The organism is Micromonospora sp. bgisy143 (assembly GCF_057708145.1).
The window spans coordinates 22,115-47,992 of record NZ_JBYIRN010000025.1 but is presented as its reverse complement, the minus strand read 5'-3'; the positions used below and the strand labels follow the sequence as shown (position 1 = coordinate 47,992).

The 25,878-nt window shown below is 72.4% G+C and carries 22 protein-coding genes and 1 pseudogene; 7 read left to right on the top strand and 16 right to left on the bottom strand.

What is annotated here, in order from left to right; translation table 11 throughout:
* Position 1 precedes the first annotated feature (1 nt).
* Together AC3EN4_RS24765 and AC3EN4_RS24760 are read right to left on the bottom strand one after the other, a co-directional pair.
* A complete protein-coding gene (locus AC3EN4_RS24765; protein WP_435208181.1) occupies positions 2 to 976 on the bottom strand; it encodes an alpha/beta fold hydrolase in 975 nt (324 codons plus the stop codon).
* An 87-nt stretch (positions 977 to 1,063) separates the two neighbouring features.
* Positions 1,064 to 2,761: pseudogene (locus AC3EN4_RS24760) on the bottom strand (hypothetical protein); the annotation flags it as partial.
* A gap of 1,869 nt (positions 2,762 to 4,630) precedes the next feature.
* Here AC3EN4_RS24760 and AC3EN4_RS24755 point away from each other — a divergent pair.
* Positions 4,631 to 5,269 carry a TetR/AcrR family transcriptional regulator gene (locus AC3EN4_RS24755; protein ID WP_435208180.1) on the top strand — a complete coding sequence of 213 codons (639 nt, stop codon included), beginning with the start codon at positions 4,631 to 4,633 and terminating at the stop codon, positions 5,267 to 5,269.
* Between the two features lie 61 nt (positions 5,270 to 5,330).
* The gene (locus tag AC3EN4_RS24750; RefSeq protein WP_030329796.1) at positions 5,331 to 5,558 is read left to right on the top strand and encodes a DUF3107 domain-containing protein; all 228 of its coding nucleotides are present in this window, start codon (positions 5,331 to 5,333) and stop codon (positions 5,556 to 5,558) included.
* A 67-nt stretch (positions 5,559 to 5,625) separates the two neighbouring features.
* Here AC3EN4_RS24750 and AC3EN4_RS24745 read toward each other — a convergent pair whose 3' ends face one another.
* Positions 5,626 to 6,267: a ferritin-like fold-containing protein gene (locus AC3EN4_RS24745; protein ID WP_435208177.1), complete on the bottom strand. Its 642-nt coding sequence runs from the start codon at positions 6,265 to 6,267 to the stop codon at positions 5,626 to 5,628.
* A gap of 265 nt (positions 6,268 to 6,532) precedes the next feature.
* On the opposite strand from AC3EN4_RS24745, the gene AC3EN4_RS24740 reads away from it, so the two are divergent.
* A complete protein-coding gene (locus AC3EN4_RS24740; RefSeq protein ID WP_422737017.1) occupies positions 6,533 to 8,206 on the top strand; it encodes a DEAD/DEAH box helicase in 1,674 nt (557 codons plus the stop codon).
* 91 nt (positions 8,207 to 8,297) lie between these two features.
* Complete coding sequence (locus tag AC3EN4_RS24735; RefSeq protein ID WP_435208175.1) at positions 8,298 to 9,455, top strand: class I SAM-dependent methyltransferase; 1,158 nt, start codon at positions 8,298 to 8,300, stop codon at positions 9,453 to 9,455.
* Between the two features lie 9 nt (positions 9,456 to 9,464).
* Here AC3EN4_RS24735 and AC3EN4_RS24730 read toward each other — a convergent pair whose 3' ends face one another.
* The 3 genes from AC3EN4_RS24730 to AC3EN4_RS24720 all read right to left on the bottom strand — a co-directional run bounded on the left by AC3EN4_RS24730 (position 9,465) and on the right by AC3EN4_RS24720 (position 12,030).
* Positions 9,465 to 10,316: a GSU2403 family nucleotidyltransferase fold protein gene (locus AC3EN4_RS24730; RefSeq protein ID WP_435208173.1), complete on the bottom strand. Its 852-nt coding sequence runs from the start codon at positions 10,314 to 10,316 to the stop codon at positions 9,465 to 9,467.
* On the bottom strand, positions 10,294 to 11,391 hold the full coding sequence (locus tag AC3EN4_RS24725; RefSeq protein WP_435208172.1) for a hypothetical protein: 1,098 nt from the start codon (positions 11,389 to 11,391) through the stop codon (positions 10,294 to 10,296). The genes AC3EN4_RS24730 and AC3EN4_RS24725 overlap by 23 nt, the downstream gene beginning before the upstream one ends.
* A gap of 198 nt (positions 11,392 to 11,589) precedes the next feature.
* Positions 11,590 to 12,030 carry a hypothetical protein gene (locus AC3EN4_RS24720; RefSeq protein WP_435208170.1) on the bottom strand — a complete coding sequence of 147 codons (441 nt, stop codon included), beginning with the start codon at positions 12,028 to 12,030 and terminating at the stop codon, positions 11,590 to 11,592.
* Positions 12,031 to 12,268: 238 nt separating this feature from the next.
* On the opposite strand from AC3EN4_RS24720, the gene AC3EN4_RS24715 reads away from it, so the two are divergent.
* Complete coding sequence (locus tag AC3EN4_RS24715) at positions 12,269 to 12,685, top strand: helix-turn-helix domain-containing protein (RefSeq protein ID WP_435208169.1); 417 nt, start codon at positions 12,269 to 12,271, stop codon at positions 12,683 to 12,685.
* Between the two features lie 156 nt (positions 12,686 to 12,841).
* Here AC3EN4_RS24715 and AC3EN4_RS24710 read toward each other — a convergent pair whose 3' ends face one another.
* From AC3EN4_RS24710 to AC3EN4_RS24700, 3 genes are all read right to left on the bottom strand, one after another.
* A complete protein-coding gene (locus AC3EN4_RS24710; protein WP_435208167.1) occupies positions 12,842 to 13,897 on the bottom strand; it encodes a hypothetical protein in 1,056 nt (351 codons plus the stop codon).
* A 123-nt stretch (positions 13,898 to 14,020) separates the two neighbouring features.
* Positions 14,021 to 16,150, bottom strand: coding sequence for a RecQ family ATP-dependent DNA helicase (locus AC3EN4_RS24705; RefSeq protein WP_435208166.1), 2,130 nt, complete (start codon positions 16,148 to 16,150; stop codon positions 14,021 to 14,023).
* Between the two features lie 62 nt (positions 16,151 to 16,212).
* The gene (locus tag AC3EN4_RS24700) at positions 16,213 to 17,877 is read right to left on the bottom strand and encodes an AfsR/SARP family transcriptional regulator (protein WP_435208164.1); all 1,665 of its coding nucleotides are present in this window, start codon (positions 17,875 to 17,877) and stop codon (positions 16,213 to 16,215) included.
* 142 nt (positions 17,878 to 18,019) lie between these two features.
* Between AC3EN4_RS24700 and AC3EN4_RS24695 the strand changes: the two genes are divergently transcribed.
* Positions 18,020 to 18,838, top strand: coding sequence for a hypothetical protein (locus tag AC3EN4_RS24695; protein ID WP_435208163.1), 819 nt, complete (start codon positions 18,020 to 18,022; stop codon positions 18,836 to 18,838).
* 147 nt (positions 18,839 to 18,985) lie between these two features.
* Here the strand turns inward: AC3EN4_RS24695 and AC3EN4_RS24690 are convergent, their stop codons facing one another.
* The 7 genes from AC3EN4_RS24690 to AC3EN4_RS24660 form a co-directional block, all read right to left on the bottom strand.
* On the bottom strand, positions 18,986 to 19,732 hold the full coding sequence (locus AC3EN4_RS24690) for an SDR family NAD(P)-dependent oxidoreductase (RefSeq protein ID WP_435208161.1): 747 nt from the start codon (positions 19,730 to 19,732) through the stop codon (positions 18,986 to 18,988).
* A gap of 131 nt (positions 19,733 to 19,863) precedes the next feature.
* On the bottom strand, positions 19,864 to 20,955 hold the full coding sequence (locus AC3EN4_RS24685) for a branched-chain amino acid ABC transporter permease (protein WP_435208159.1): 1,092 nt from the start codon (positions 20,953 to 20,955) through the stop codon (positions 19,864 to 19,866).
* A complete protein-coding gene (locus AC3EN4_RS24680) occupies positions 20,952 to 21,842 on the bottom strand; it encodes a branched-chain amino acid ABC transporter permease (RefSeq protein WP_435208157.1) in 891 nt (296 codons plus the stop codon). The genes AC3EN4_RS24685 and AC3EN4_RS24680 overlap by 4 nt, the downstream gene beginning before the upstream one ends.
* Positions 21,842 to 22,612, bottom strand: a complete 771-nt coding sequence (locus tag AC3EN4_RS24675) for an ABC transporter ATP-binding protein (protein ID WP_435208155.1) — start codon at positions 22,610 to 22,612, stop codon at positions 21,842 to 21,844. Before AC3EN4_RS24675 ends, AC3EN4_RS24680 begins: the two co-directional genes overlap by 1 nt.
* On the bottom strand, positions 22,612 to 23,355 hold the full coding sequence (locus AC3EN4_RS24670) for an ABC transporter ATP-binding protein (RefSeq protein WP_435208154.1): 744 nt from the start codon (positions 23,353 to 23,355) through the stop codon (positions 22,612 to 22,614). Before AC3EN4_RS24670 ends, AC3EN4_RS24675 begins: the two co-directional genes overlap by 1 nt.
* Positions 23,356 to 23,358: 3 nt before the next feature.
* Positions 23,359 to 24,558 (bottom strand): substrate-binding domain-containing protein, encoded by a 1,200-nt coding sequence (locus AC3EN4_RS24665; RefSeq protein WP_435208152.1) that lies wholly within the window; start codon positions 24,556 to 24,558, stop codon positions 23,359 to 23,361.
* A gap of 207 nt (positions 24,559 to 24,765) precedes the next feature.
* Positions 24,766 to 25,005, bottom strand: a complete 240-nt coding sequence (locus AC3EN4_RS24660; protein WP_435208151.1) for a hypothetical protein — start codon at positions 25,003 to 25,005, stop codon at positions 24,766 to 24,768.
* A 278-nt stretch (positions 25,006 to 25,283) separates the two neighbouring features.
* Here AC3EN4_RS24660 and AC3EN4_RS24655 point away from each other — a divergent pair, with 278 nt between their 5' ends.
* Positions 25,284 to 25,514 carry a GntR family transcriptional regulator gene (locus AC3EN4_RS24655; protein ID WP_139586398.1) on the top strand — a complete coding sequence of 77 codons (231 nt, stop codon included), beginning with the start codon at positions 25,284 to 25,286 and terminating at the stop codon, positions 25,512 to 25,514.
* Positions 25,515 to 25,878: the final 364 nt, after the last annotated feature.

The following is a 25,878-nucleotide window of genomic DNA, read 5'->3' as shown; positions in this document are numbered from 1 at the left end:
GTCAGCCTGCCAGATCGGACCGCCGGACGGCGTCCCCCTTTTCGGTGAGCAGACCGACCACCGCCCGGGCGACCAGTCGAGGCACCTCGAGTTGCGCCACGTGACCGACGCCGTCGAGCATCAGCAGGCGGCTGTCCGGGATGACCCGGGCGGTCTGCGGTGCGACCCGGACGTCGACCAGCCGGTCCTGCCGTCCTCCCACCACGAGCGTCGGCGCGCGGACCGCTCCGGCGAGCCGCCACAGCGATCCCGACCCCGGCAGATACGCCCGCAGGAAGCTGGAGACCAGGCCCCGGAACGTGCGGACGTACGCGGCCGCGTAGTGCGCCGCCTCGTACCGCACCCGGATCTCCTCCAACGCCTCCTCCCGACGCTGCGCGCAGATGCGACTCAGGTCGGCGACGCACGCCTCGAGCACCTGCTCGGCCATCACCTCCGGGGCGAGCTGGGTGAGTCGCCGGGCGACCAGCCGCTCACCACCCGGGATGGCCAGCACCGGCAGCATCCTGCCCTGCAACGACCGCCGGAAGTCCAAAAACGGCAGCGCCGGAGAGATCAGGGTGAGGGTACGGACCAGGTCCGGCCGCAACCCCGCCACCTGGACCGAGACCGCGCCGCCCAGCGAATTGCCGAACAGATGGACCGGCCCTCGACCGGAGTGCTCGATCCAGCGGATGACCAGCTCGGCGAAGGCCGGGATGGTGTAGCGCCGGCCCGGGTCGCTGCGACCGAACCCGGGCAGGTCGATGGCCTGACCGGCCAACCGGTCGGAGAGCAGCCCGGCCAGGTCGGTCCAGTTCTGCGACGAGCCGCCGAGCCCGTGCACGAACAGCGCCGGCTCCGCGTCCGTACTCGTCGCCGGGGTGTCCCGCACGTAAGTGACCATGCCGTCGAGACGGACCTCCCGGCCCGGCCAGGGCGGCGGCACACCGCCCTCGGGAAGGAGGTGGTCCGGCCAGAGGGTGGCGCGCTTCATCCCCCCAGTCTGCCTCGCACCCCTCAGGGCCTGTTTCATAAGGGCGGTCGAGCCGAGGCGGAGTCCGGGCGGCGATCCGGCAAGGCCCTAGGACAGCAGCGCCTCCAGCCGACGGTTGACCGCCGCGAGGGTGGCGCGAACCACCGCCTGCCGCGGGTCACCGGCCACCAGGGCCGAGCCGGCGAGCTGCTCGACCCAGCCGTCGCAGACCAGCAGCACCACCACGGTCGCCACCTCGCAGTTGCCGAACGGCACCACCGCCGCGTGCTCGACGAAGCAGCGGCCACGCTCGGCGTTCTCGGTGCCGCGCAGCAGCTCGTCCACGGCCGCGGCGGCGGCCACCGCGCAGAGCCGCAGCACGTAACCGTCCACCGCGGGGCCGGTCGCGTACCCGGCGGCGCTGCCGTCGCCGGCCAGCAGCCGTACCTCCACATTGGCGTCCAGACCGAAGGTGCTGACCTGCACGTGGTCGATGACCACGCGCGGCCCCGGCGCGCCGCCGTTGTCCAGCGGGCGGGAGGGCGCCGACTCCGTCGTGGTCACCTGACCACCGGAGTACGACGTACCGACCGTCGCCGGGCTGCCGGTCGCCCCACCGGCGGGTACACCCGAGACCGAGCCGGGCTCCTCGACCGTGGCGCGCCCGCGGTGCGGGCTGCCCGTCCGCCGCTTACGTGCGGCGTCCGGGCCGGTCCACTGCTCGGGGCCGGGCGGTGCGGCCTCCGCCGGCCGGGCGCTCGCCGGCGCCTCGGCGGTCCCCGACGTCGCACCGGCGTTGCGCGGCTCGGCAGGTCGGGTGTCGGTGGACCGTGCGTTCGTGGGTTTCGCGCCACCGGGCCGGGGCTCGGCGGACCGCGGCTCCGCCGCGCGACGGCGCACCGGCGGGGCCGGCGTGCTGGGCAGGCCGGGCACGTTCTGCGGGGCGGCGGCGAGACCCATCCGTTCCTGGAGCAGGCGGGCGACCTGACGGCTCACCTCGGCCGGATCCGCGCCGTCGGCCAGGTCCAGCCGGAGGCTGTGCGCACCCGCCGGGGTACGACGCAGCGCCGCGTCCCGGACACCGGCCACCTCCCGGACGGCGTCCAGGATGGCGTTGACGTCGAACCCCTCGGGCCGCTCCCGCAACGGAGCGGGCTCGTCGTCCCGGCGCAGGTGGGTGGCGATGCGCGCGAGTTCGGGGGTTTCGGCAGGTGGTTCCACGGCTGGCGGCTCCGGCACGACGGGCACGTCCGGTTGCGCGGGGACGCGCTGCGGCAGTACCGCCGGTGTGTCGGGCCGTCGCCCACCGGCGGCGGGGTCGGCCGGCGACGTCGGGTCCGGGGCGGATCGGCGGGCCGCGTACGCAGGGGTGGACGCGGACGACGGTCGGTCGTGCCGCCCCGACCCGCCGGTGGCCGACGCCGGACCGGTTGCCGCCCCGGCGGTCGAGGTCGGCCCGGCGGTCGACGGGTCGGGTGGCTCGGGGCTGGCCGGCCGGAGCCGGAACGGCGCGGTCGGTGGTCGGACCGGGTTGGCCGACTCGCCCGCCTCGCTCGCGCGAGCGGGGTTCACCGGTCGCTTGGCCGGCCAGGACGGGCGATCGGCCGGCGTGGCCGGCGGGATGCGTCCCTCGGACCAGTCCGGTCGCTCGGCGGCCGCGTTCGCCACGGGTGTCGGCGAACTCCCGGCCCACGACGCACGCTCGGACGCCGGCCGGGCCGGTTTCGCTGGTGACGGCGTGCTCGGCGACGGCGCATCCACCACCGCCGCCGGCGGGCCGGCAGGGGCCGGTGGCGGATCGGCCGGCGTCGACGGCTCCACCGGCGCGGGGCCGGCCCAGGTGGGGCGCGTGGGCGTGCCATCGGGGACCTGTGCACCGGCCCAGGGCGGACGTGCCGCCTCGAAGCTGCTCGGAGCCGGGTCGGGCTCGCCGGCCCAGGAGGGGCGTGGCGGCGGTGGAAGGGCCGATGCCGGACCGGCCCAGGACGGGCGCTCGGCAGCCGGCGGGCCGCTGGTCGGCTCCGCGTGAGCGGCGCTGGTCGGGGTGGCACCGCCGGCCCAGGACGGACGCCCGACCGCCGGCGGACCACTGGTCGGAGTCGCACCCCCGGCCCAGGACGGACGCCCGACCGCCGGCGGACCACTGGTCGGAGTCGCACCCCCGGCCCAGGACGGACGCTCGGCCGCCGAGGCGGCGGGTGTGGGTGACCCGGCGCCGCTGGTCGGCGTGGGATCCGAGGCGCCCGCGCGGGACGACGGATCAGCCGGCACGCTCGACGGCGGCGCGGCCCAGGACGGGCGGTCCCCGGGAGGCGTGCCGACCGGCTCGGACGTCGACCCGCCGGCCCAGGACGGGCGCTCGACCGGCTCGGAACGGGAGGCTGCCGGCGGCACGCTGGTCGGCGTCGTGGCCGGACGTTCCCCGGCCCAGGACGGGCGCGCGGGCCGGTCGCGGTCGGATGCCGCCTCGGCCTCGGAAGCGATGTCGTACGCACGCGGCGGCTCGGCGGACACCGGCTGGTACGGACGGGTCGGTTCGGCCCGTACCGGCTCGTACGGCACGCTGGGCTCGGCGACCCAACCCGGCGCGGAGTCGTCCCGCGTCGGCGGGTCGGACGGCTCGCCGTCCTGCCGGGACCAGGGTGGCGCCCATCCACTGCCCCAGCTCGGGCGGTTCCAACTGGGCCCGGACCAGTCCGGCTCGACGGAGGAGGACTCGCCCGCGCGGCGGGTGTCGGCGGCGGGGCGGTCCGGCTCGGAGTCGTCGCCGCGCCCCGACTCGGCCGAGGCCTCCGGCGCGAGGGCTTCCCGCCGTCCGCGCGACCCGGTCGCCGGCTCGTCGACGGCCGAGCGGTCGCCGGTGGGGGCCCGCAGGCCGGGTGGCACCTCGAAGCCCGAGGCCGCCGTACCGACGGGCGGCACCTCGATGGGCGCGGTGCCCGGCACACCGGCTTCGGCCCAGTGGGCGCCGCGCGGTGTCGTGGGGTCGGCGGTCAGGTGCCGGGCCCGGCCGGTGTCGGCCTCCCCCGCCCCCGGTTCGGGGGGCGGCGCAGGACGCTGGGCGGGCACCGCGAGGCGGCCGGTGCCGAGGTCGGACCGGTCGTCGGCGGAACGCCCCGGCGGGGCGCTCACCGGTGCCTGGCGACCGGACGACGGGCCCACGCCGTTGACCTCGGCGTCGCCGTGGACGCCGTTGACGACGCCGTCACCGTCGATCTCGGCCGCACCGTGGTGGACGCCGTTGGTGTGGTGACCGTTGACCCGGGTCCTCGGCTCGACGCCGTCGGCCAGCCCGGGCAGCGGCGCGGGCAGATCACCGTGCCTCTTGGAGGTGGTGCGCCAGCCGGACGCGGGGTCGGGCTGCCATCGTGGCGCCTGCTCCCCGGCCGCTTCGCGCTCGCCAGACGGGGACCACCCGCCCGTCGAGGGCGCCCACCCGCTGCCGGGACGTCCCGGGTCGTCGTGCTGACCCGCTCCGTCACCGTGCTCTCCCGGGGTGGCGGCTCCGGGTTGCCCTGTTTCACTCACCGCGCGCTCCTTGGTCGCCCTCGCTGAGGCTACCGTGTGGGGAGAGTGGCGATAAGTTACAGCGGCGGGCCAATTCCACGACGCGGTCGGGGGCCGCCCCGGTCTGGGGGGAAAATGGCGGCTCGTACGAAGAACTCGGAGGATCCCATGACGGCTGTGGGGAACGGCGCACAGACCGCTGGCAGGCCCACCCGCCTGCCCCGCTCCGCGCGTCGTAAGCAGCTGCTCGCGGCCGCTCAGGAGGTGTTCGTCGCGCAGGGCTACCACGCTGCGGCGATGGACGACATCGCCGAGCGGGCCGGGGTCTCCAAGCCGGTGCTCTACCAACACTTCCCCGGCAAGATGGATCTCTACCTGGCGCTGCTGGACACGCACTGTGACGCCATCGTCGCTCAGGTGCGTGAGGCGATGCAGGGCACCAGTGACAACAAGGAGCGGGTCAGCGCGTCGGTCCGGGCGTACTTCGACTTCGTCGACCACGAGAGCGAGGCGTTCCGCCTCGTCTTCGAGTCGGACCTGCGCAACGATCCGGCGGTACGGCAGCGGGTCGAGCGGGTCGAGCAGGGCTGCATCGCGGCGATCACCGACACCATCATCTCCGACACCGGCGTGAGCCGGTCGCACGCCGAGTTGCTGGCCTCCGGGCTGGTCGGCGCGGCGGAGACGGCCGCGCAGTTCTGGCTGGCCGGCGGCCGGCAGGTGCCCAAGGCGGAGGCCGAGGCACTGGTCGCGGCGCTGTCCTGGCGGGGCATCGCGAGCTTCCCGCTGCAAGGTGAGTCAGCCTGACCGCCACCCCCGTGATCGGATAGCCTTCGCAGGGCGGTTATCGCCCAGTTGAGGAGGCACAGTGGAGGTCAAGATCGGCGTGCAGTACGCGCCGCGCGAGCTGGTTCTGGACAGCGCGCAGTCGCCGGCCGAGATCGAGCAGATCGTGACCGACGCCTTCGCCGGTAACGGCGGCACGCTCTCCCTGACCGACGAGAAGGGCCGGCGGGTCATCGTTCCGGTCGAGAAGGTCGCCTACGTCGAGATCGCCGAGGCGTCTCCCCGAGCGGTCGGTTTCACCGTCCGCTGACCGGTCCGGCCGTCGCGGCAGGTCGACATCCGGTCACCTGCCGCGGGCCGGTACCGCGTGAACGCGTTCAGTTGTTCAGTCCGACGGCCGCCATCCGCGCGGTGTGCGCGTCGGTGAGCCGCGCGAAGAGCCCCGGCACGTCGATCCGGTCGGCCCGCGTGATCAGCGTGGTTAGCGTGGCGCGTTCGGCGGCCACCCGGCCGGCCTGGGACAGTGCCTCGCCGACCAGCCGCCGGGCCCACATGGAGAGCCGGCCGGCCACCCGCGGGTCGGCGGCGACGGCCGTCCGGATCTCGGCGGCGGCGAATTCCGCGTACCGGGAGTCGTGCAGCACGTCGAGCACCAGCGTCCGGTCGGGTCCGTCCAGCGCGTCGGCGATCTCCCGGATGAAGTCGTCGGTGATGGCGTCGCCTACGTACGCCTTGGTGACGACCTCGGCCCAGTCCCGTGGCTCGGTGGAGTCGTGGTACGCCTGCAACGGTCGCAGGTACGGCGTCATCGCCGCCTCCGGCGACACGCCCAGTGCGGTGAGCCGGTCGGCGAGCCGGCGGTAGTTGTCGATCTCAGCCGCGGCCATCTGGTGCAACGCGACGCGCCGGCGCAGGTCCGGGGCGAGTCGTGCGTCAGCGGCCATCCGTTCGAAGGCGAGCAGTTCGCCGAAGGCGACGAGGCCGAGCAGGTCGGGGACGGCGGAACCGGCGATGGACACGAGCGCACGCTATCGTGTGTGAGGCAGCTCACATTCAGTCGCCCCGCGTGGCGGCTGGCCGACCGGGAATCGGGACGTGAGCTTGCCTGTTCGGGTAGCATAGAGCAGTTGCCGTGGGCGCCGATCCGTTCGACGTTCAGCCCGCGGCGCGCGTGCGGCCCGGTCCGGCTCGGCAGTCTGCCCCCGACCGTGTGGCCCGCGTCATACCGACCGCGCCCTGAGGACATGACGGGGCGCACCCACGAGAGGGCACCCCCACATCCACATGAGCGAGCTGACTCAAGATCTGATGGACGGCCAGGAACTGGCCCCCACCGCCCCGGTCCGACCCGAGGCACCCACCTTCGCCGCCCTCGGCGCCCGCGACGAGACCGTCGAGGCGCTGGCCGCGGCCGGCATCACCCGCGCGTTCGCCATCCAGGAGTACGCGATCCCGATCGCGCTGCGCGGCGTCGACCTCATCGGCCAGGCGCCCACCGGCACCGGCAAGACCCTCGGCTTCGGCGTACCGCTGCTGGAGCGGGTCTTCGCGCCGAGCGAGGGTGGCGACGGCGTCCCCCAGGCGCTCGTCGTCGTCCCCACCCGCGAGCTGGGCATCCAGGTGGCCAAGGACCTGGCCGCCGCCGGCCGCACGCGCGGCGTCCGGGTGCTGCCGATCTACGGCGGCGTGGCGTACGAGCCGCAGATCGACGCGCTGCGCAAGGGCGTCGAGATCCTGGTCGGCACCCCCGGCCGACTGATGGACCTGCAGAAGCAGAAGCACCTCCGCCTCGACCGGGTGCGCGCGCTCGTCCTGGACGAGGCCGACCGCATGCTCGACCTGGGCTTCCTCGACGACGTCGAGAAGATCCTGGCGATGCTTCCGGAAGACCGGCAGACGATGCTCTTCTCGGCGACCATGCCGGACCCGATCGTCACCCTGTCCCGGCGCTTCCTGCGCCAGCCGATGACGATCCACGCCGGGCACACCGCCGAGACCGGGCCGTCGCCGCAGACCCAGCAGCTGGTCTACCGCACCCACTCGATGAACAAGGTCGAGGTGGTTGCCCGCATCCTCCAGGCGGAGGGGCGTGGGCTGACCATGATCTTCACCCGTACCAAGCGGGCCGCCGACCGGGTCGCCGAGGATCTCGACTTCCGGGGGTTCGCCGTCGCCGCCGTTCACGGTGACCTCGGCCAGGGCGCCCGTGAGCGGGCCCTGCGGGCCTTCCGCGCTGGCAAGATCGACATCCTGGTCGCCACCGACGTCGCGGCCCGGGGCCTGGACGTCACCGGCGTCACCCACGTCATCAACTACGACTGCCCGGAAGACCAGGACACCTACACCCACCGCATCGGTCGTACCGGCCGGGCCGGGGCGACCGGCGTCGCGGTGACCTTCGTCGACTGGGACGACATGCCGCGCTGGCGGATCATCGACAAGACCCTCGGTCTGGAGATGCCCGAGCCGCCGGAGACCTACCACACCTCGCCGCACCTCTACACCGACCTGCACATCTCGACCGAGGTGACCGGCACGCTGCCCACCGCCGAGCGCACCCGCGCCGGGCTGTCCGCCGAGATCGAGGAGGACCTGGGCGGCACCACGCGCTCCCGCCGCGGAGACGGCGGTGGCCGGGGTTCCCGACGCGGTGAGAGCCGTGGCGGCGAGCGCCGGGGCCGGGGCGACGGCCGCCGGGACCGGGGCGACGCCGGCACGCCGGCCGCCGAGGCGTCCACGGACGCCACCGGCGACGAGGCCACCCGCACCCCGCGCCGCCGGCGCCGCCGCCGGGCCGGCGAGACGGTGTCCGGTGAGCCGACCGCCGTGATCACCGCCGACGCGTCGCCGGCCGAGCCGGCCGACGCCGAGGGCGAGCCGTCGAAGCCGCGCCGCCGCCGGCGCCGTCGTGGTGGCGGTTCCGGCGGGGGTACGCCGGCCGAGGCGACCGCGGACTGACCCAGCGAGAGATCCATCCGACATCCCCCGCGCCGCTCGAGCGGTACGGGGGATGTCCCCTTCTGCCCACCCACCTGCCGAAGATGGAACGATGCCGGAACCACTGGATGCCGCCCTCACCGAGGTCCGTGCCCTGCTGCTCGACCCCGCGCTGACCCGGGCGGTCGCCGCCGGGCGTCGCCGCGGGCACCGTCCCAGCGTCGTGCGGGCCGAACTGCGGCCGGTGACGCTCAAGGCCGGCGCACGGCTGCAGATCGCCACCTCCGACGGCGCACGCCCGTACACCCGTAACGTCGCTCCCGGCCCCGAGGCCGACGCGGCGGTCGACGAGCTCCTGGCCGAGCCTTTCGGCAACTGGCACGTGGAGACGGCCGACGCGACCCTTCAGCTCCGGGTGACCAAGTCCGGCGAGGCGCAGGTGCACCGCGCGGCGACGGTCCGACCGGCGGCGAAGGCGAGTGGGAACGACCGGGCGAAGGAGTACCTGCTCGATCCCGGCGATGAGATCTTCGCCGAGATCGGCGGTTCGGCGGCCAAGCGCCGCCAGGTCGACGCGTTCCTGCGGGCCCTGGCCGCGACCCTGCCCGACGACCTGACCGGTCCGCTGCGGGTGGTCGACCTCGGCTGCGGCAACGCCTATCTGACCTTCGCCGCCTACCGCTACCTGGCGAGCCGTGGACTCGACGTCGAGCTGGTCGGCGTGGACGTCCGGGAGGACCAGCGCCAGCGCAACACCGCACTGGCGCAGCGGCTGGGCTGGGCTGACAAGGTCAGCTTCGTCGCCGGCACCATCGCCGAGGCCGTCGTCGACCCCGCCCCGGACCTGGTGCTGGCGTTGCACGCCTGCGACACCGCCACCGACGAGGCGCTGGCCCGGGCGGTGCGCTGGCAGGCCCGCTGGATCCTCGCCGCGCCCTGCTGTCACCACGACCTCGCCAAGCAGCTACGGGCGCGGCCCGCTCCGGCGCCGTACGAGCTGCTGACCCGGCAGGGCATCCTGCGCGAGCGCTTCGCCGACGTGCTCACCGACGCGCTGCGCGCCGGCCTGCTACGGACGCACGGTTACCGGGCCGAGGTGGTGGAGTTCATCGACTCCCAGCACACGCCCCGCAACCTGCTGATCCGCGCCCGCCGCACCGGTGCCGCCGACCCGCGCCAGGCGGAGTACCGCGAGCTGGTCGACCAGTGGCAGGTCACACCCCGACTGGAGGTCCTGCTGGCCGCCGACCCGCAGCCCAGTAGGAGTTGAGCCCTAGCCTCAACCCGTCGCGGGCGTGTCGAGTGACCGGCCAACCAGAGCAAGTAAATCGTCAGCCAAGGCAGCGGCAGCGGCCGACACGACAGGGGGATCACCGATACCCTGCTCGGCTCTGCCAGCCATCACCGACCCCGGCGCTTCGGGGCCTGCCGCAAATAGATCTGCCAGGAAAACCAAAGCCTGTTCGGTGACCTGTTGCGCCAAATCATCCGCCCGCAACTTCGCCAGGCTGGCGGCGAGCCGCTCGGTCCGCACCGCGACCAGGAGACGGTAGATGTCGTGCGCGTCCTTGTCGACAAGGCGTTTGGGCGTCTCCTGCCGCTCGCCAATCTTGTGCAACTTCGCCACCAGCAGAGCGGCAGGGCCGGCGACATTGGCCGCATAAACCCGACTGTCGCCCGGAGCAAGCGCACGTATGTCTATTGCGACGTGATCGACAACAGCCGCCTCCAGTCCAACAGCCCTCCTGGCTGCGTTCCGGGCGTGCGGCGGAATTTTGACGGCACGGCGACCCGACCCTCCAGCAAGCGCTTCAGGAACCATCAAGTCGACAGGAATGCCTTTTGGGTTCAGCCACGCCCCAGGCTGCTGCGCCTGGACATTGAGATGAAACCCGGCTGCCCGCATAGCCTCCTCGAGCAACGGCTCCTCGGGAAGGACGCGCGCGTCAAGGGCCAAGTCGCAATCCTTGGTCGCCTCCGCAAGCGCGACAGGCGCGGCACCGGTGTGCAGGTAGACCGCCTGCGCCCCCACCACGACCACAGCGTCGGCGTGGTGACGGAGAGCTTCGAGGGCATCCAGTAATGCGCTACGCGCGGCAACAAGTAGATCAACGTCGCCAAGCTCGCTCATGCCCCTCCATCCAATCGAGGAGTTCCTGTCCCTCAGCCGGGGTCCGACCAGGGCCCGTCAGTAGATCAACAGCGGCTTGGCTCGGCGCTACATAAAGTAGGCCTTCATCGTGCGCCAGCCGATCGAACACGACGTCGTACTTTCCGTGCGCCACCAGTACGTTCGCGCCCGTTTCAACGGGACGCAGCTTGAGTCTTCGGGCGAGCTGTTCCGCATCGTCGGCGTAGAGCATCGCCAGCCTGGCCGGAGCATGGGGCGCTAGACGATGGGCCGCCAGAGACCCCGTCAATGCGTAACGCAATCCGCTCGCCTCACGCAGGTCCTCCTGAAAGGCTGGTATGCCTCGCGGACTCAGATAGGCGTTGACACTGTTGCTGCGCTGAAACCCGTAATCCTCACTCCATCTCTCCAGGATCCGACGCCACTTGACGTCCATGATCGGCCCCCCTCGGGGGCGTGTCACCAGCGCTTCGCGCTCCAGGAAATCAACCACGCGATACGTCGCACCTGTCGATGCCCCTGACAGCCGTATCAGGTCTGGAACCGTCATACTTCCGGCAAAGTCCACGAGGGCCCGAACCACACGAGCAGCCGGGGGGCCTTGCAGGGTGCCGCGTGGCCTGCCGGGCCCGCGCCACGGATCTCGATCGGAACCCCGGTCATGCAGGTAAATCGCTGGGCGTTCAAGCGATATGTGCATGTTGCCAGTGGCGTCGACATAGGAAAGGTTTCGTTCCTCCAGCCACTTCCGGGCAGAAGAGCCGATGTACCGTGCCGCGATCATGGGCACCGGGGACTCGACGTGGGACAAACTGTAGGAACGAAGTTGATCGAGGGTGCTAGCAAGATCGCCCGCAATCACCGAGCGTTTCGCCTCGATGAAGAAGGTCGCTCTCGTCCCATCCGGGGCAACCAGGTTCGCTACACCGTCGATCCGGCTTCCCGTCTCTTCCTCCGCAAGGTTGATCGACCAGCCCGCCGGCAGCCGGTCCACGACGAGCGCCACGGCGCGGCGGAGCACGTCGATCTCCCGCTCCGGCGGCTCGCCAAATGGCACCTTGCCTGAGGTCAGCACGTCTCACTCCGATGACAGCTTCGGGTAATTAACGTCTTCCGTTCCGAACGGAACCAGCGTATATCCCGAATCCATCCCAGCCGAACATAATGCTCGCACCGGCGTGCCGCTCGTGGACGGCCGAGCGCGGGCCAACTTCAACTCACCTCGTCAAGTCGGACCTTCTGCGCGCGGAACTGGAGTTCCGCCCAGGTCAGCTCAGCGTCGGCGGTCGGCGCTGCTACCCCGGTCCCGGCTGCCGGAGCGGTCGAAGACCGCCACCCGGTCCCCGCCGTTGCGCGTCGGGCGGTCCTCGTCGACCGGGCTGCTCGGGAAGGGCACCACCTTTCCCGAGCTCTCGGCGTTGCCGGCGGCCGTGAACGCGTTCCAGGAGATGTCGACGAGCAGCTTCTTCGTCTCGGCGTGCCGGACCGCCGCGTTCTGCTGGAGCGCCATCCGGGCGCCCAGCACCACGGCGACCAGCGTGGTGGTGATCGCGCCGGTGGCGGCGAGCACCTGGACGCCGGTCGCCGCGTCGGTGCGCAGCACCAGGATCAGCAGCCAGATCCAGAACCCGGCGGCGAAGACGCCGGCCTTGGCGACGAAGAAGAGGCTCACCGCACCGGGCTGGTACGGCTGCGGACGGCGCGATTCGGCCATGGTGCTCCTCGGCGGTGGTCCGGACGAACGCGGCAGGCGCGCGTGCGCCGTGCCGGGACGGGCACCGAGCTTAGTGGAAGAACGATGATGATCGCTCGGTACCGGTCCGAATACTGCCCGAGGTGGAGTCTCATCGGTGGGACAGTTTGTGCGGTCAGTCAGTGGTTTCCGATCCTCGGCGTACTACGCTCGGAGGCGCATCTTCCCAGTGCGCGGCCGGGAGGGAAAGACATACCGGATGGGTTCCGCAGACGTAACACCGCAGATGGCGTTCGCCCGCTTCGTTCGGCGGGCCATCGACGACGCCCGGGACGAGCGCGGATGGACGGTGACCGATCTGGCCGCGCACACCGGAGTGGGTCGCTCGACCGTGTTCCGTTGGCTCGCCGGTGACTGGCAGGACTACCCCGAACTGGCCAAGGTGCGCGGCTTCTGTGCCGCCCTGGATCTGCCGGTGGCCGCCGCGTTCCGGGCTCTCGGACTGCCCGACGCGGGCCCGGCGCCCCGCCGGCGCAGCGACGAGGGCCCGGTCGACGCCGACGTCCGCGCCATCCTGGACCGCCTGGCCGACCCCACCGTTCCGGCCGAGGAGAAGCACCACATCCGCGACCTGCTCCGCTACCTGGCCCGCCGCCCCACCCGCCGCGCCGGCTAACCCCAACCCCTCCCCCGCACCCACTCCGCCCCGCGCCGCGCCGCGCCGCCCCGCCCCGCCCCGCCCCGTTGATCATGAAGTTATTGCCACGACACGCCGACGCGAGTGGCAATAACTTCATGATCAACCCAGGCCGGCCGGGGGGGGTGCGGGCGGTTAGGGGATTGTGAGGGTTAGTTCGGCGGTGTGGACCTTGGTGGCTACCTGGAAGTCCAGGTAGAGGCGGTACCGGCCGGGGTTGGGGATGGTCAGCCAAAACTTCACCTGGCCGTCGACCAACTCCGGTTCGGGGTGCACGTGCAGGTAGCCGAGGTCGCCCTCGCGCAGCGCCACCAGGTGACCGTACGCGCCGAGGTAACGCTCCAGCGCCGCGCCGCCGTCCGGGCCGTCGATCCGGAAGGTCAGCGGCACCGTCACCCCGGCCTGCGGACTGCCCTGGTAGCCGACCGTGAACCCGTCCACCGTCGTCGAGGTCGCCGGCGCGGGCAGCGGACGCGGCTGGTACGCGCCCGGCACGACCAGGTCCACGCCGAGGGTCACGGCGCTCTGGCCGCCGTTGTCGGCGACCACGGTGAAGTCCGCGTACGCCCGCCAGACGCCGGGCTGCGCGAGGGTCATCGGCACCGACCAGATGCCGTCCGGCGTCATCGTCGGGTGCAGGTGCTGGTAGCCGGTCAGGTCCCGACGGACCACGATGACGTGCATCGGCTTGTCGTGCACGACGGCGAAGCGGGTGACCGGTCGACGTTGCGCGTCGCGTACCTGGAAGCGCAGTTGCTCCGGGCGACCGGCCGGGAACTCGGTGCCCAGCGGCACCAGCGTATATCCGCCCGAGCTGACCGACAGTCCGCCGGGCTCGGCGGCAGCGCCCTGGTCGACGCCGGCGACGGAGGCGTGCTCGTGGGCGGCGGTGCCCGCCGGGTGGGTGTGGTCGGGAGTGAGCGTCGTACCGCCGGCGCTGCCCCCGAGGCCGGTGCCGCCGGTGCCGGCGTTCAGGCGACCCAGGCCGAAGCCGAGCAGGACAGCGAGCACCAGACCGCCCACCACCAGCGCCATCCGGACCGTGCTCCGGTCGGGCGCCCCCGTGCCAGCCCGCTCCGGAGGAACCTCGCCTACGTCCGACGAGGCCGCGCCGACCTGGGCCGAGGCGGCGGGGCTTCCGTCCGACACGGCCGTGCCGGCCTGGTCAGGCACCGCCGGAGTCCCGCTCATCCCGCCACCGTACCGCCGCGCCCGGCCGGTTCCGGCCGACGGCGGGACAGCGTGGCGGCCGTCGCAATCCGCCCGGCCCGGGAACTTTCCGCACCGCAGCCGTCGACGGGCGGTCGGAGCGGGTCAGCCGGCCACGGCGAGGGCGAGCGGGAGCACGTCGGGAGCGCCGGCCCGCCGTAGTTCACGGGCCACCATCGCCATCGTCCAGCCCGAGTCGACCAGGTCGTCGACGAGCAGCACCGGCCCGTCCAGTGCGGCCAGCGCGTCGGCCAGTTCGGGCGGTACGGAGAAGGCGTCGTGCAGCGCGCGTACCCGCTGGGCGCTGTTGCCGCGCGGCCCGCCGGGGCCGTCCGGGCCGGTCGCGGTGACCGCGCCGAGCAGCGGCAGCCGGCCCACGGCGGCGATCCGCTCGGCCAGCGAGCCGACCAGCCGGGGCCGCCGACGGGAGGAGACCGCGACCACCGCCACCGGGCGTCGCGGCCACGGGTCGTCGCCGTGCGCCCAGGCCTTCAGCACCTCGACCACCGCGCCGGCCACGTCGTCGGGCACCGGCGCGTCGGGCGACTCCGGGCCGACCAGATCCCGCAGCCGACCGCCCCACCCCAGGTCGGAGAGGCGGCCGACCGCGCGGCCGGGCAGCGCCTGGTCCGCCGGGGCGATCCGGCCCTTGAGGGGTACGCCGACAGCCTCCAACCCGGTGGGCCAGAGCTTCTTGGGGGCGATCTCGACGCCCGGGCGGCCCAGGAACGTCTGCGCGGCGGCGAGCGCGGCCGTCGAGGTGTCCGCGGCGAACAGGGGGCCGGCGCACCTGTCGCACCGGCCGCAGTCGGTCGCCCCGGTGTCGTCCAGGCGCTCGCGCAGGTATCGCATCCGGCAGTCGGGTGTCGACGCGTACTCCCGCATGGCCTGTTGCTCGACGGTGCGCGCCTGGGCGACGCGGCGCAACCGGGCCTCGTCGTAGACCCAGGGCTCGCCCGTGGCGAGCCAGCCACCGCGCACCCGGCGGACCGCGCCGTCCACGTCGAGCACCTTGAGCATCAGCTCCAACCGGGCCCGGCGCAGGTCGACGAGGGGTTCGAGGGCCTGGGTGGAGAGCGGCCGGTCGGTGTGCAGGGCGGCCAGCACGGCCCGGACCTGCTGCTCCGGTGGGAACGCCAGCGAGGCGAAGTAACGCCAGATGGCGGCGTCCTCGACGCCGGGCAGCAACAGCACCTCGGCGTGTTCGACGGCGCGCCCGGCGCGGCCGACCTGCTGGTAGTACGCGATCGGTGACGGCGGCGCGCCGAGGTGGACGACGAAGCCCAGGTCGGGTTTGTCGAAGCCCATGCCGAGCGCGCTGGTCGCCACCAGCGCCTTGATCTTGTTGTCGAGCAGGTCCTGCTCGGCGGCGCGTCGGTCGGCGTCGTCGGCCTGCCCGGTGTACGACGCGACCGGGTACCCCCGGGAGCGCAGGAACTCGGTGGTCTCCCCCGCTGCCGCGACGGTCAGCGTGTAGACGATGCCGGAGCCGGGCAGCTCGTCCAGGTGATCGGCGAGCCAGGCCAGCCGGTGCGCCGGGCTGGGCAGGTCGAGGACGCCGAGCCGCAGCGACTCCCGGTCCAGCGTCCCGCGCAGGACGAGCGCGTCGCCCAACTGCTCGGCGACGTCCTGGGTGACCCGGGCGTTGGCGGTGGCGGTGGTGGCCAGCACGGGCGTGCGCTCGGGCAGTTCGGCGAGGAAGGTACGGAGCCGGCGGTAGTCCGGCCGGAAGTCGTGCCCCCAGTCGGAGACGCAGTGCGCCTCGTCGACCACCAGCAGACCGGTGGTCGCGGCCAGCTTCGGCAGCACGCCGTCGCGGAAGTCCGGGTTGTTGAGGCGCTCCGGGCTGATCAACAGGACGTCCACCGCCCCGGCCTGGATCTCGGCGGTGATCTCGTCCCACTCGTCGAGGTTGGCCGAGTTGATGGTGCGGGCCCGGATGCCGGCGCGGGCCGCCGCCTCCACCTGGTTGCGCATGAGCGCCAGCAGCGGCGACACGATGACGGTCGGGCCGGCCTGGTCGCCCTGCCTGCTGTCGCGCAGCAGCGCGGTGGCCACGAAGTAGACCGCCGACTTGCCCCAACCGGTGCGCTGCACGCACAGCACCCGTCGCCGGTCGACGACCAACGCCTCGATGGCCCGCCACTGGTCCTCGCGCAGCCGGGCGTGCTCACCCGCCAGCCGGCGCAGCACCGCCTCGGCCCGCTCCCGTACCGCTGCCCGCTCGTCGCCCATCCGGCATTTCTACCAGCGCGGTCCGTCAGAACCCCGGCCCGCGCGGGAGGTTCCGGTCACGATCAGGGTGTTCGCGCCTCGTCGGGCCGGGGCGCCGGGGGCAGGAAGAGCAGAAGGTCACGGAGGGGCTCGGTCGTGCTCGGCGGCAGCAGGCAGCGCGCGGCCAGTTCCTCCATCGAGGCGTACGGGCCACGCAGCCAGCGGTCCATGACGATCTGCCGGCCCTGCTCGGACGTCAGCCCGGGCAGGGCCGTGAGCACCTGCTCCGGGACCGCGTTGACGTCGACCAGGCCGCCGTCGTCGAAGCTGCGCGCCAGGTCGGGCCGGCCGAGCCGCCACTCCTCCCGGGCCGCCGGGTAGTGGTAGAGCAGGTAGCGGGCGTGCTCGCGGCGGATCCGCCGCTCCTCGTCGGCGCGACCCCGGGCGCTGTCCGGTCGTCCGGTGATCGCCTCCCAGATGCTGAGCAGGATCACGTGCATCGCGCCTGCCATCCAGGTGATGAGGCCCAGGCCGCAGAAGGTCGCCGCCGTCGGGCCGGACACCTCGGCATCCGGACTGTCGAGGTCGAGCAGGATCACCTCGATGACGACAAGCGCCAGGTAACCGACGCCCGCGAGCGCGAGACGCCAACTCCTCCGCCACGCCGCGTGGGCCAGGATCACCAGCCAGGTCAGGCAGCCGAACGAGAGCAGGACGAGCGCCGTACCGAGGATCGTGACGGTCCGGTTCGCCCAGTACGGCCTCGGCGGTCGCCCCGGGTTCGCGGGGAGCAGGGGTGGAGGCGGCGCGGCCAGGGCGGCCGGCGATACCGGTCCCGGTAGGGCGGGGACGGGACCGCCGGGTACGACCGTCGGCGTCACCAGTTCGGGACCAGCGGCCGTCACCGGCGCCGGCGGTTCGGCGGAGGGCGGCGCAACCGTCACCGGCGCCGGCGGTTCGGCGGGAGGCTGAGCCGCCACCAGGGTCGGGTCGGAGCGCAGGATGCGCCGGTGCAGTTCCCGCAACGCCTCGCCCGGCTCGATGCCGTACTCCTCGCGGAGCAGGTCGTCGAACTCCCGGTAGGCGGTCAGCGCCTCGGCCTGCCGCCCGCCGCGGTAGAGCGCGAGCATGAGCTGGTGTCGCAGGCGTTCCCGGACGGGAAACTCGGCGACCAGCTCCACCAGCTCACCGACCGTCTCGCGGTGCTGCCCGAGGTCGAGCCGCAACTCGGCGCGGGTCTCCAACGCCACGGCGCGCAACTCCACCAGCCGCTGCCGAGCCGCCTCGAAGTTCGGCACGGAGAAGCCGGTGAACGGTTCCCCCCGCCAGAGGCCCAGGGCGGTGGACAGCTCATCGAGCGCCCGTTCCGCATGCCCGGACGCATGTCGCTGGCGGGCGGCCTGGACACCGCGTTCGAAGCGGACCGCGTCCACCGCCTCGGGGTCCACCCGCAGCGAATAGCCGGCGTCGGTCAGGCTGAGCACCTGTCCGGGCGTACGCGGGGACCGGTCCGGTTCCAGCACCCGGCGCAGCCCGGCCACGTACTTCTGCACCACGTTGGGCCCGTTTGCGGGCGGCTCCTCCGGCCAGACCGCGTCGACGATCTGCGCCGTGGAGACCGGGCGGCCGGCGGCGAGCAGCAGTACGGCGAGCACCGCCCGCTGCTTGGCCGGACCGAGGTCGATCTCCCGGTCGGCGTACCAGGCCCGCTGAGGCCCGAGAATCTCGAAACGCAGTTGGCCTGACATGCGCGTTTTCGCTCCTGACACCCCCGGGACCGCCGGACGGCAGTGCCCGGCAGCCGGACGGCAGCATATCGGCAGCCGAACCGCCGTGCCGGCCCGCAGCATTCTCGTCGGCAGAAGCCACGCAGCGAGAAAGAGACATGTGATGACACAGGCAACGGGCACCGCCGGCACCATCCGACGGACGGTCGGTACGGCCGCAGCCGTACTGGCCGCGACCACCCTGCTCGCGGGTTGCGGCCCGGACAGCGAGCCCGCCGCGGCGCCACCGAGCAGCCCGTCCGCCAGCCCGAGCGTCAGCCCGAAGGACGCGCTCCTCGACGCCGTCCCGGACGGCACCGAGGGGGCGTTCCGATTCAGCGGCAAGGACGCGTCGAGCACGATCGACGGCCGGATCGACCCGGCGGCGAACGCATTCGAACTCAACATGGTCATGCCGCCCGACGAGGGCGTCGTGGTGAAGATGTCGTTCCTGGTGATCAAGGACCAGAACTGGGTGAAGGCGAAGTTCAGCGGCCGTCCCGGCCTGCCGAAGTTCCCCGACAAGTGGATGAAGCTGGACCCCACGAAGCTGACCGACGCCGCGAGCATCCCGACGTACGACGGTGTGGACCAGGGCAACACGGGTCCGCTGATCCAGGCGGCCACCGAGGTCGAGGAGAAGACCCCCGGCACGTACGTCGGGTTCATCGACGTGAGCGCCGGGGAGGCGGCGAAGGCGCTGGAGGACGGTGAGGCGGCGGCCCTCGGCGAGGCCGGCAAGAAGGTGCCGTTCACGGCGGTGGTCGGCGCGGACAAGCACCTGGCGTCCCTGACGCTGAAGATCCCGGCCGCCGGTAAGGCCAAGGCGTACGACTACGTCGTCAAGTACGCCGACTACGGCAGCGCCCCGAAGATCACCGTGCCGACCGGCGCCGCCGCCACGAAGGCCCCGTCAACGGCGTACGAACTGCTGAACGGCTGACCCACGAGGGGCGGCGGCCACACGGGGGGCCGCCGCCCATCCCGCCCTCCCGCCCGCCCCCCTTTCGTGCCGGTGATCAAGAGGTTCGCGTCATCGATCGGCCGATTTCTGACGCGAACCTCTTGATCAACACGGTCGAGGGTGCGCTTATCGGCCCAGGACTGAGCCGCCGTTGACGCCGAGGATCTGGCCGGTGACGTAGCCGGCGGCGGGGCTCGCCAGGTAGCGGACCGCCTCGGCGATGTCGTCCGGCAGCCCGGCCCGCCCGACCAGGGTCGCCGCGACCCGCTTGGCGTGCCCCTCGGGGGTCATCCGGTCGCCGAAGAACTCGGTCTCCGCCACGTAGCCCGGGCTCACCACGTTGACCGTGATCTGTTCCGGGCCGAGCTGCGCCGCCAGGTCGTACGCCCAACCGTGCAGGGCCGCCTTGCCCGCCGAGTACGGGCCACCACCACCCCGCTGGGCGGAGATCGAGCTGACCATGATCACCCGGCCGCCGGGCCGCCGCAGCAGGGGCCGAAGCGCCTCGGTCAGCAGGACGGCAGTGAGCACGTTGGCGTCCAGGTTGGCCCGCCAGTACGCGGCGGTCCCGGCCAGCGTGTCGGTCTCCCCGGCCAGGTAGCCGCCCGCGTTGTTGACCACCGCGTCGACCGGCCGACCGCCGACCGCCGCGAGGACCCGGTCAAGGTGTTCCGGCTCGGTCAAATCCGCCGTCACCGGAACGACCGCGTCTGATCGTCCACAGTCGACATTGATGCGTTCGGCGGCAGCCGCCAACACGTCCGCCCGCCGCCCGACGACGAGAACGTCGTACCCGTCCCGCACGAGCGCGGAAGCGACGGCAGCCCCGATCCCGGTCCCACCCCCACTGACCACCGCAAGCCGCGATTCCATCTGCCTACCTCCCCCATCCCAGAACCCCGTCGATCATGAAGTTATCGCCATCCGGCACGGCGTGTCGTGACGATAACTCCATGATCGACGGGGACGAGGCCGGGCCGGGGCCGGGGACGAGGCCGGGTGGGTCAGCGGCGGAGGGTTCGGGTCAGGGCGGTTAGGCGGGGGGCCAGGCTGGTCAGGCCACCGGGGAAGAAGTAGACCGCCAGGATGAAGACCGTGCCGAGGACGAACAGGGGCTGGCTGAGCGGACGGCTGAGGACGGCCGGCAGGTTGTCCACCGCGTCGCTGGTGCCGAATGCGGTGAGGCGGTGGTCCAGGTACATGTAGAGGACACCGCCGAGCACCGGCCCCCACCGGGTACCAGGTCCGCCGAGCACGACCATGACCAGCAGCGACAGGGTCAGCTCGGAGGACGTGATGTGCGGCGACGCGCCGCCGACGATCAGGACGTAGACCACCCCGCCCGCCGAGGCCAACCCGCCGGCCAGGGTGAACGCGACAAGCTTGTAGCGGTACGGGTCCAGCCCGAGCACGCCGATCCGCCGCTCGTCGTCGCGCAGCCCGGCCAGCACCCGACCGGTCGGCGACCCGCTGAGTCGGTGCACCACGAAGACCACGAGCGTCAGGTACGCGAGCGCCAACCAGTACAGGTTGACCGTGTTGGTCACCCCCACCAAAGCGGCGGGCAGCCCGGACACGTCCAGCGGCAGTCCCTCCTCGCCGCCGGTGAGCCCACCGAAGTCCCGGGCCACCAGGATCGCCCCGACCTGGGCGAACGCGAGGGTGACCATGGCGAACGCGATGCCCACGGTCCGCAGCGCCACCGCGCCGAGCAGCGCGGCGAGGATGGTGCCGCCGGTGATCGTGAGCAGCGCCGCCTGCCACAGCGGCAGCCCGGCCCGGGTGACGAGGATGTCGGTGCCGTACACGCCGGCCGCGAAGTAGAGCGCGTGCCCGAACGAGAGCATCCCGGTCCGGCCGAAGAGCAGGTCGTACCCGGCAGCCAGCCCACCGAAGATCAGGCAGATGGCGAGCAGTTGCAGGGTGCCGGGCGAGTTGACCGGCCCCTCGAAAATCCCCGGCAGGGAGATCGTCGAGTACGGCAGGACCGCCATCACGGCGAGCGCGACGAGCGGCAGGAACGGGCGGACCCGGTGGACACGGCCTGGCTTCGGCACGGTGGGCGTCGGCGTCGGTGTTGTCTGAAGAAGCGTCATGCCGTTGCCACCTTTCCGGCGATGCCCTGCGGACGCAGCAGCAGCACCACGGCCAGCAGCCCGACCACGCAGATGTCGCCCAGCCCGGACGTGCCGTAGTAGTTGACGAACTGCTGCACCAGCCCGACCACGACCGCCGCGTACGCGGAGCCGACCACCGAACCCATCCCGCCGATCACCACCACGATGAACGCGAAGATCAGTAGCGAGCCGCCCTGGCCGGGCGAGACGGTGCCGAAGTAGACCCCGCCGAGCGCCCCGGCGAGCGCGGCAGCCGCCCCACCGATGGCGAAGACCAGGGTGAACGCCTTGCGGACGTCGATGCCGAGCGCGGTCACCATCTCCCGGTTCTCCACGCCGGCCCGGATCACCAGGCCGTACCGGGTCCAGCGCAGGAACGCCAGGATCGCGCCGAGCACCAGCACCGCCGCGATGATCAGCAGCAGGCCACCGTTGGGCACCTGCGCGCCGAGGATCCCGGTCACCTGCCGGGTCCAGTCCGGGCGCGGGAACGGTCGGGCGTCCGCGCCCCAGGTGGCCTGGAGCAGCGCCACCCCGGCCAGCGACAGCCCGACGGTGACCAGCACCTGCTCGATGGTGCGGGAGTAGAGCGGGCGGATCAGCACCAGCTCGACCAGCACCGCGACGAGCGTGCCGGCGGCCACCCCGAAGGCGACCGCGAGCACGAAGCCGAACCCGTCGGACCCCGCGCCCGGCAGGTTGCCCGCCGCCCACCAGGTGCCGTACGCGCCGACGCCGAGGAACAGCCCGTGCGCGAAGTTCAGCACGTCGGCCAGGCCGAAGACCAGCGACAGGCCGGACGCGACCAGGAAGTACAGCGCCGCCAGGCCCAGCCCGGTCAACGCCAACAGGATCACGGTGCCCATCAGCGTGCCTCCTTCCCGGCCACCGGAGCCCGGTCCGCCCCGGCCGGGCGGTGCCCCTCGCCGGTGCCCACCCCGAGCAGGGACTTGGTGAGCGCGGTCTCCAACAACAGCTCACGGGCGTCGCCGGTCCAGGCCACCTTGCCGGCGGCCAGCACCACGGCGTCGCGGGCGAGCCGCCGGACCACCGCCAGGTTCTGCTCGACCAGCAGCACCGGCACCGACTCCGCGACCCGTTCCAACACCTCGGCCACCTCGGTCACCACCTTCGGCGCCAACCCCTTGGTCGGCTCGTCGACCAGCAGCAGCCGGTTGTCGTTGAGCAGCACCCGCCCGATCGCGAGCATCTGCTGCTGCCCGCCGGAGAGCGAGCCCGCCCGCTGGCGTCCGCGCCGGTCCAGCTCCGGAAAAAGAGCGAAGACCTTGTCGTACGCCGGGGTGGTGCCCCGCCGTTCGGCGAGCCGCAGGTTCTCCGCGACGGTGAGGCCGGCGAACACGCACCGGTCCTCGGGCACGTACCCGAGCCCGCCACGGACCAGCCGGTGCGTGGGCCGCGCCAGCAGGCTCTGCGCGCCCATCCGGATGGTGCCGCGTACCTCCCCGGCGGGCGGGGTGAGGCCAACGATCGCGCGCAACGTGGTGGTCTTGCCGACGCCGTTGCGCCCGAGCAGGACCGTCACACCGGTCGGGGCGACCGTGAAGGACACCCCCTGGAGGATGTGCAGCCCGGAGATCCGGACCGACAGGTCCTCCACGGTGAGGATCGGTTCCATCAGAGCGCCTCCCCGAGATACGCCTCTTGCACGGTCGGGTTGGCCATCACCGTCTCCGGGGTGTCGCAGGCCAGCAGCGCGCCGTGGTGCATGACGGCGATCCGGTCGGCCAGCTCGAGGATGACGTCCATGTGGTGCTCGACCATCAGCACCGACCGGCCGCTGTCGCCGGTCAACGACTTGATGACCGTCACCAGCTCGGGTACGTCCTCGGCGCTGACCCCGGCCATCGGCTCGTCCAACAGCATCACCCGGGGTTCGCCGGCGAGCAGCAGCGCGATCTCCAACTTCCGCTTCTCCCCGTGGGCCAGGGTGCCGGCGAGCGCCGTACCCCGGTGGGCGAGGCCGACCCGGTCGAGCGCCGCGTCGGCGGCGGCGGCGACCTCCCGGTCGGCCGCCGCCCGCCGCCACAACGCCATCGAGCCCCCGCGGTGCGCCTGCACGGCGAGCCGGACGTTCTCCCGCACGCTGAGCGAGCCGAAGACCGAGGACGCCTGGAAGGTACGGCCCAGACCGAGGCGGGCCCGCTTGTGCGGCGGGAGCCCCCCGATGTCCTGCCCGTCCAGGGTGATCCGGCCCTCCGTGGCCCGGCGCAGGCCGGTGATCAGGTTGAACAGTGAGGTCTTGCCGGCGCCGTTCGGCCCGATCACGCCCAGGAACTCTCCCGGCGCCAGGTCGAGGTAGACGCTGTCGACGATGGCGACCTCACCGATCCGCCAGGTCAGACCGCGGGTGGCGAGCATTTCTCAGCCCTTCATGGCCACGGCCGGTGGCGCGGTCTCGTCGCCGGTGAGGCTCTTCTGCGCGGTGGCCGTGAACTCGGTGCCGCTGCCGGTCAGCTTGGCCTGGAACATCGGCTGGAGCAGCGCGTGGTCGGCGGCGCGGATGGTCATCTTGCCCTTGACCCCGTCGAAGCTCCAGTCCTCCAGCGCCGTGACCATCTTGTCGACGTCGTCGCCGCCCTCCTGCACGGCCCGCACCACCATCTGGGCGGCGGCGAAGCCGTCCGGGTGGAACAGGTCGATGGTGTTCACCTTGGCCTTGAGCGCCTTGCTGGCCTCGGTGTCGGACGCCCCGTCGAAGTAGTGCGACAGGAAGGAGATCTTCGCGCCGGCCGCGCCGAACGTCGGCCAGGACGCCCGGATGTCCAGGCCGGTGACGACCGTGGTGGACGACAGGACGCCCTGCTGGTCGAGGGTCTGCCACATCGCCGGGGCGGTGGTACCGGCCCAGGCGACGAAGAGCAGGTCCGGCTTGGCGGCCTTGATCTGGCTGGCGAACGGGGTGAACTCGGTGGCGCTGGCCGGCGCCCGCACACTGCTCACGGTGGCGCCCGCACCACCGATGACGGCCTTCACGGCGGCCTCGTTGGCGTCGCCGAACGCGCCGTCCTGGGCGAAGACCACGACCTTCTTGCCGGTCGGGTCGCCGATGAACGACTTGGCGGTCACCACGTCCTGGTAGGACTGTCGGCCGGACCGGAACGTGTACTTGTTCGCCCCGGTCACCGCGTCCGTGGCGGCCGGGCCGGAGATGAACAGGACCTTGTTCTGCGCCGCGATCGGCGCGACCTGCAACGCCACCCCGGACGCGGTCGAACCGGCGATGATCTTCGTACCCTTGCCGATCAGGTCCTTCGCGGCCGAGACCGCCTTGGCCGGGTCACCGGCGTCGTCGACCTCGGTCAGCTCTATCTTCCGGTCACCGACCTTGCCGGTGCCCTTGGTGGCGAAGTCCAGCCCCGCCTTGAAACCCTCGATGTACTGCTTTCCGTAGCTGGCCAGGGCTCCCGACTGGGAGTACACCAGGCCGACCTTGACCGGGGCGGCACTGTCGCCGCCGCCGGTGGCGGTGTCCTGCGGGCTACCGCAGGCCGTGGCGGCCAACGCCGCGGCCATCATCGTGGCGGCGGAGAGGAACGCCCGCCGCGTGTGCCGGACCGTCATCGCGACTCCAGGTGAGGACAGGATGCTTGGTTGTCGGCTCACGCTAGAAGTGACGTCACCCACGGGCTATGTGGCGGAAACACACAAGTAACGCGAGGGGGGTGGCCCGGGGTTACAGCGGGCCGCACTACCACTCCCGCCCCGGACCTCCCGATGGGCCGGAACGCCACGGATGGATCGACAGGTGTGTCCCCCCAAGCCACCCCGTCAGCCGCACGGCCCGGCGTGGTCCGCCGGGCGCGGGCACCGCCGCCGGCCGCCGAGCAGGTGGTCACAGAAAACCCGATGTCGTACGCACTGAGCGTCCTCCTCCGACACCGTCGTCTCGGCCCGATCCACGTCGGCGAGGAAGCCCAGCGCTCGGGTGATCGCCCGCGCGAACCGCAGCGCCCCCGGCAGATCGGCCGCCACCACCGGCAGGTGCACCACGAAGCGTTCCCTCTCCACGACCACCGTCCTCTCCGCATGGAAGGGCGGTCCGGCGCGCGGGTAGGGGACGCGCACCGGACCGCCCGGCCCCACGCCCGCAGCTCTCGACAGCGGCGGTATGAACGCGGAGCCAACCAGTGGCCCGAACTCCGAGGGGTTTGCCGAACCAACCGGAGCCGGACACTCAGCAACCTACACCAAATGCTTGTGTAGGTCGACGACCGAAATCGCAGCTTGTTGCAGTTATTGGTGTAGGCCGGCATGATCGAGGAGCCGAACCAACCGGAGTCCTCACCATGCCCACAGCAGAAGCGCCCTATCGGCGCATTGCCAACGAGATTGCCGCGAAGATCAAGAGCGGCGAGCTGAAGCCGGGCGACAAGCTGCCGTCCACTCGGGAACTCGCGGAGAGCTACGCCGTGCACATGAACACCGCGTCGCGGGCGCTCTCCCTGCTGCACGACCGTGAGCTGATCACCGGTCAGCCCGGGCGTGGCACCTACGTCGCCGAGCATCCCGGACGTTGACGCCCCGCCACCCTCCCCGCGTCTCCATCGTCGGCCCTCTCCACTTCCGCCGTCGCCGACCGCCCTCGTCGCCCGGGGTCGCCGCCGAAGGCGGGTCGAGCACGCGAAGATCCGCGTAACTTCCTCGTTACTGCTGCCTCCGCCAGGCCCGATGCAGCAACTTCCCTGTTGTTGCTGCATCAGGCCGACTAGCCCCCGCAAGATCGTGCCCGAACCAGGAAGTAGTGGCCTCGCACTGCCTCCGAGGCCACTACTTCCCTGTTCGAGCACGATCTTGGGGAGCGTGGCCGTTGGGCACGCCACCTCCAGTTGAGCCGTATGCCTGTGAGTCATCTTGATGACTCACAGGCATCAGGTCGGCGGG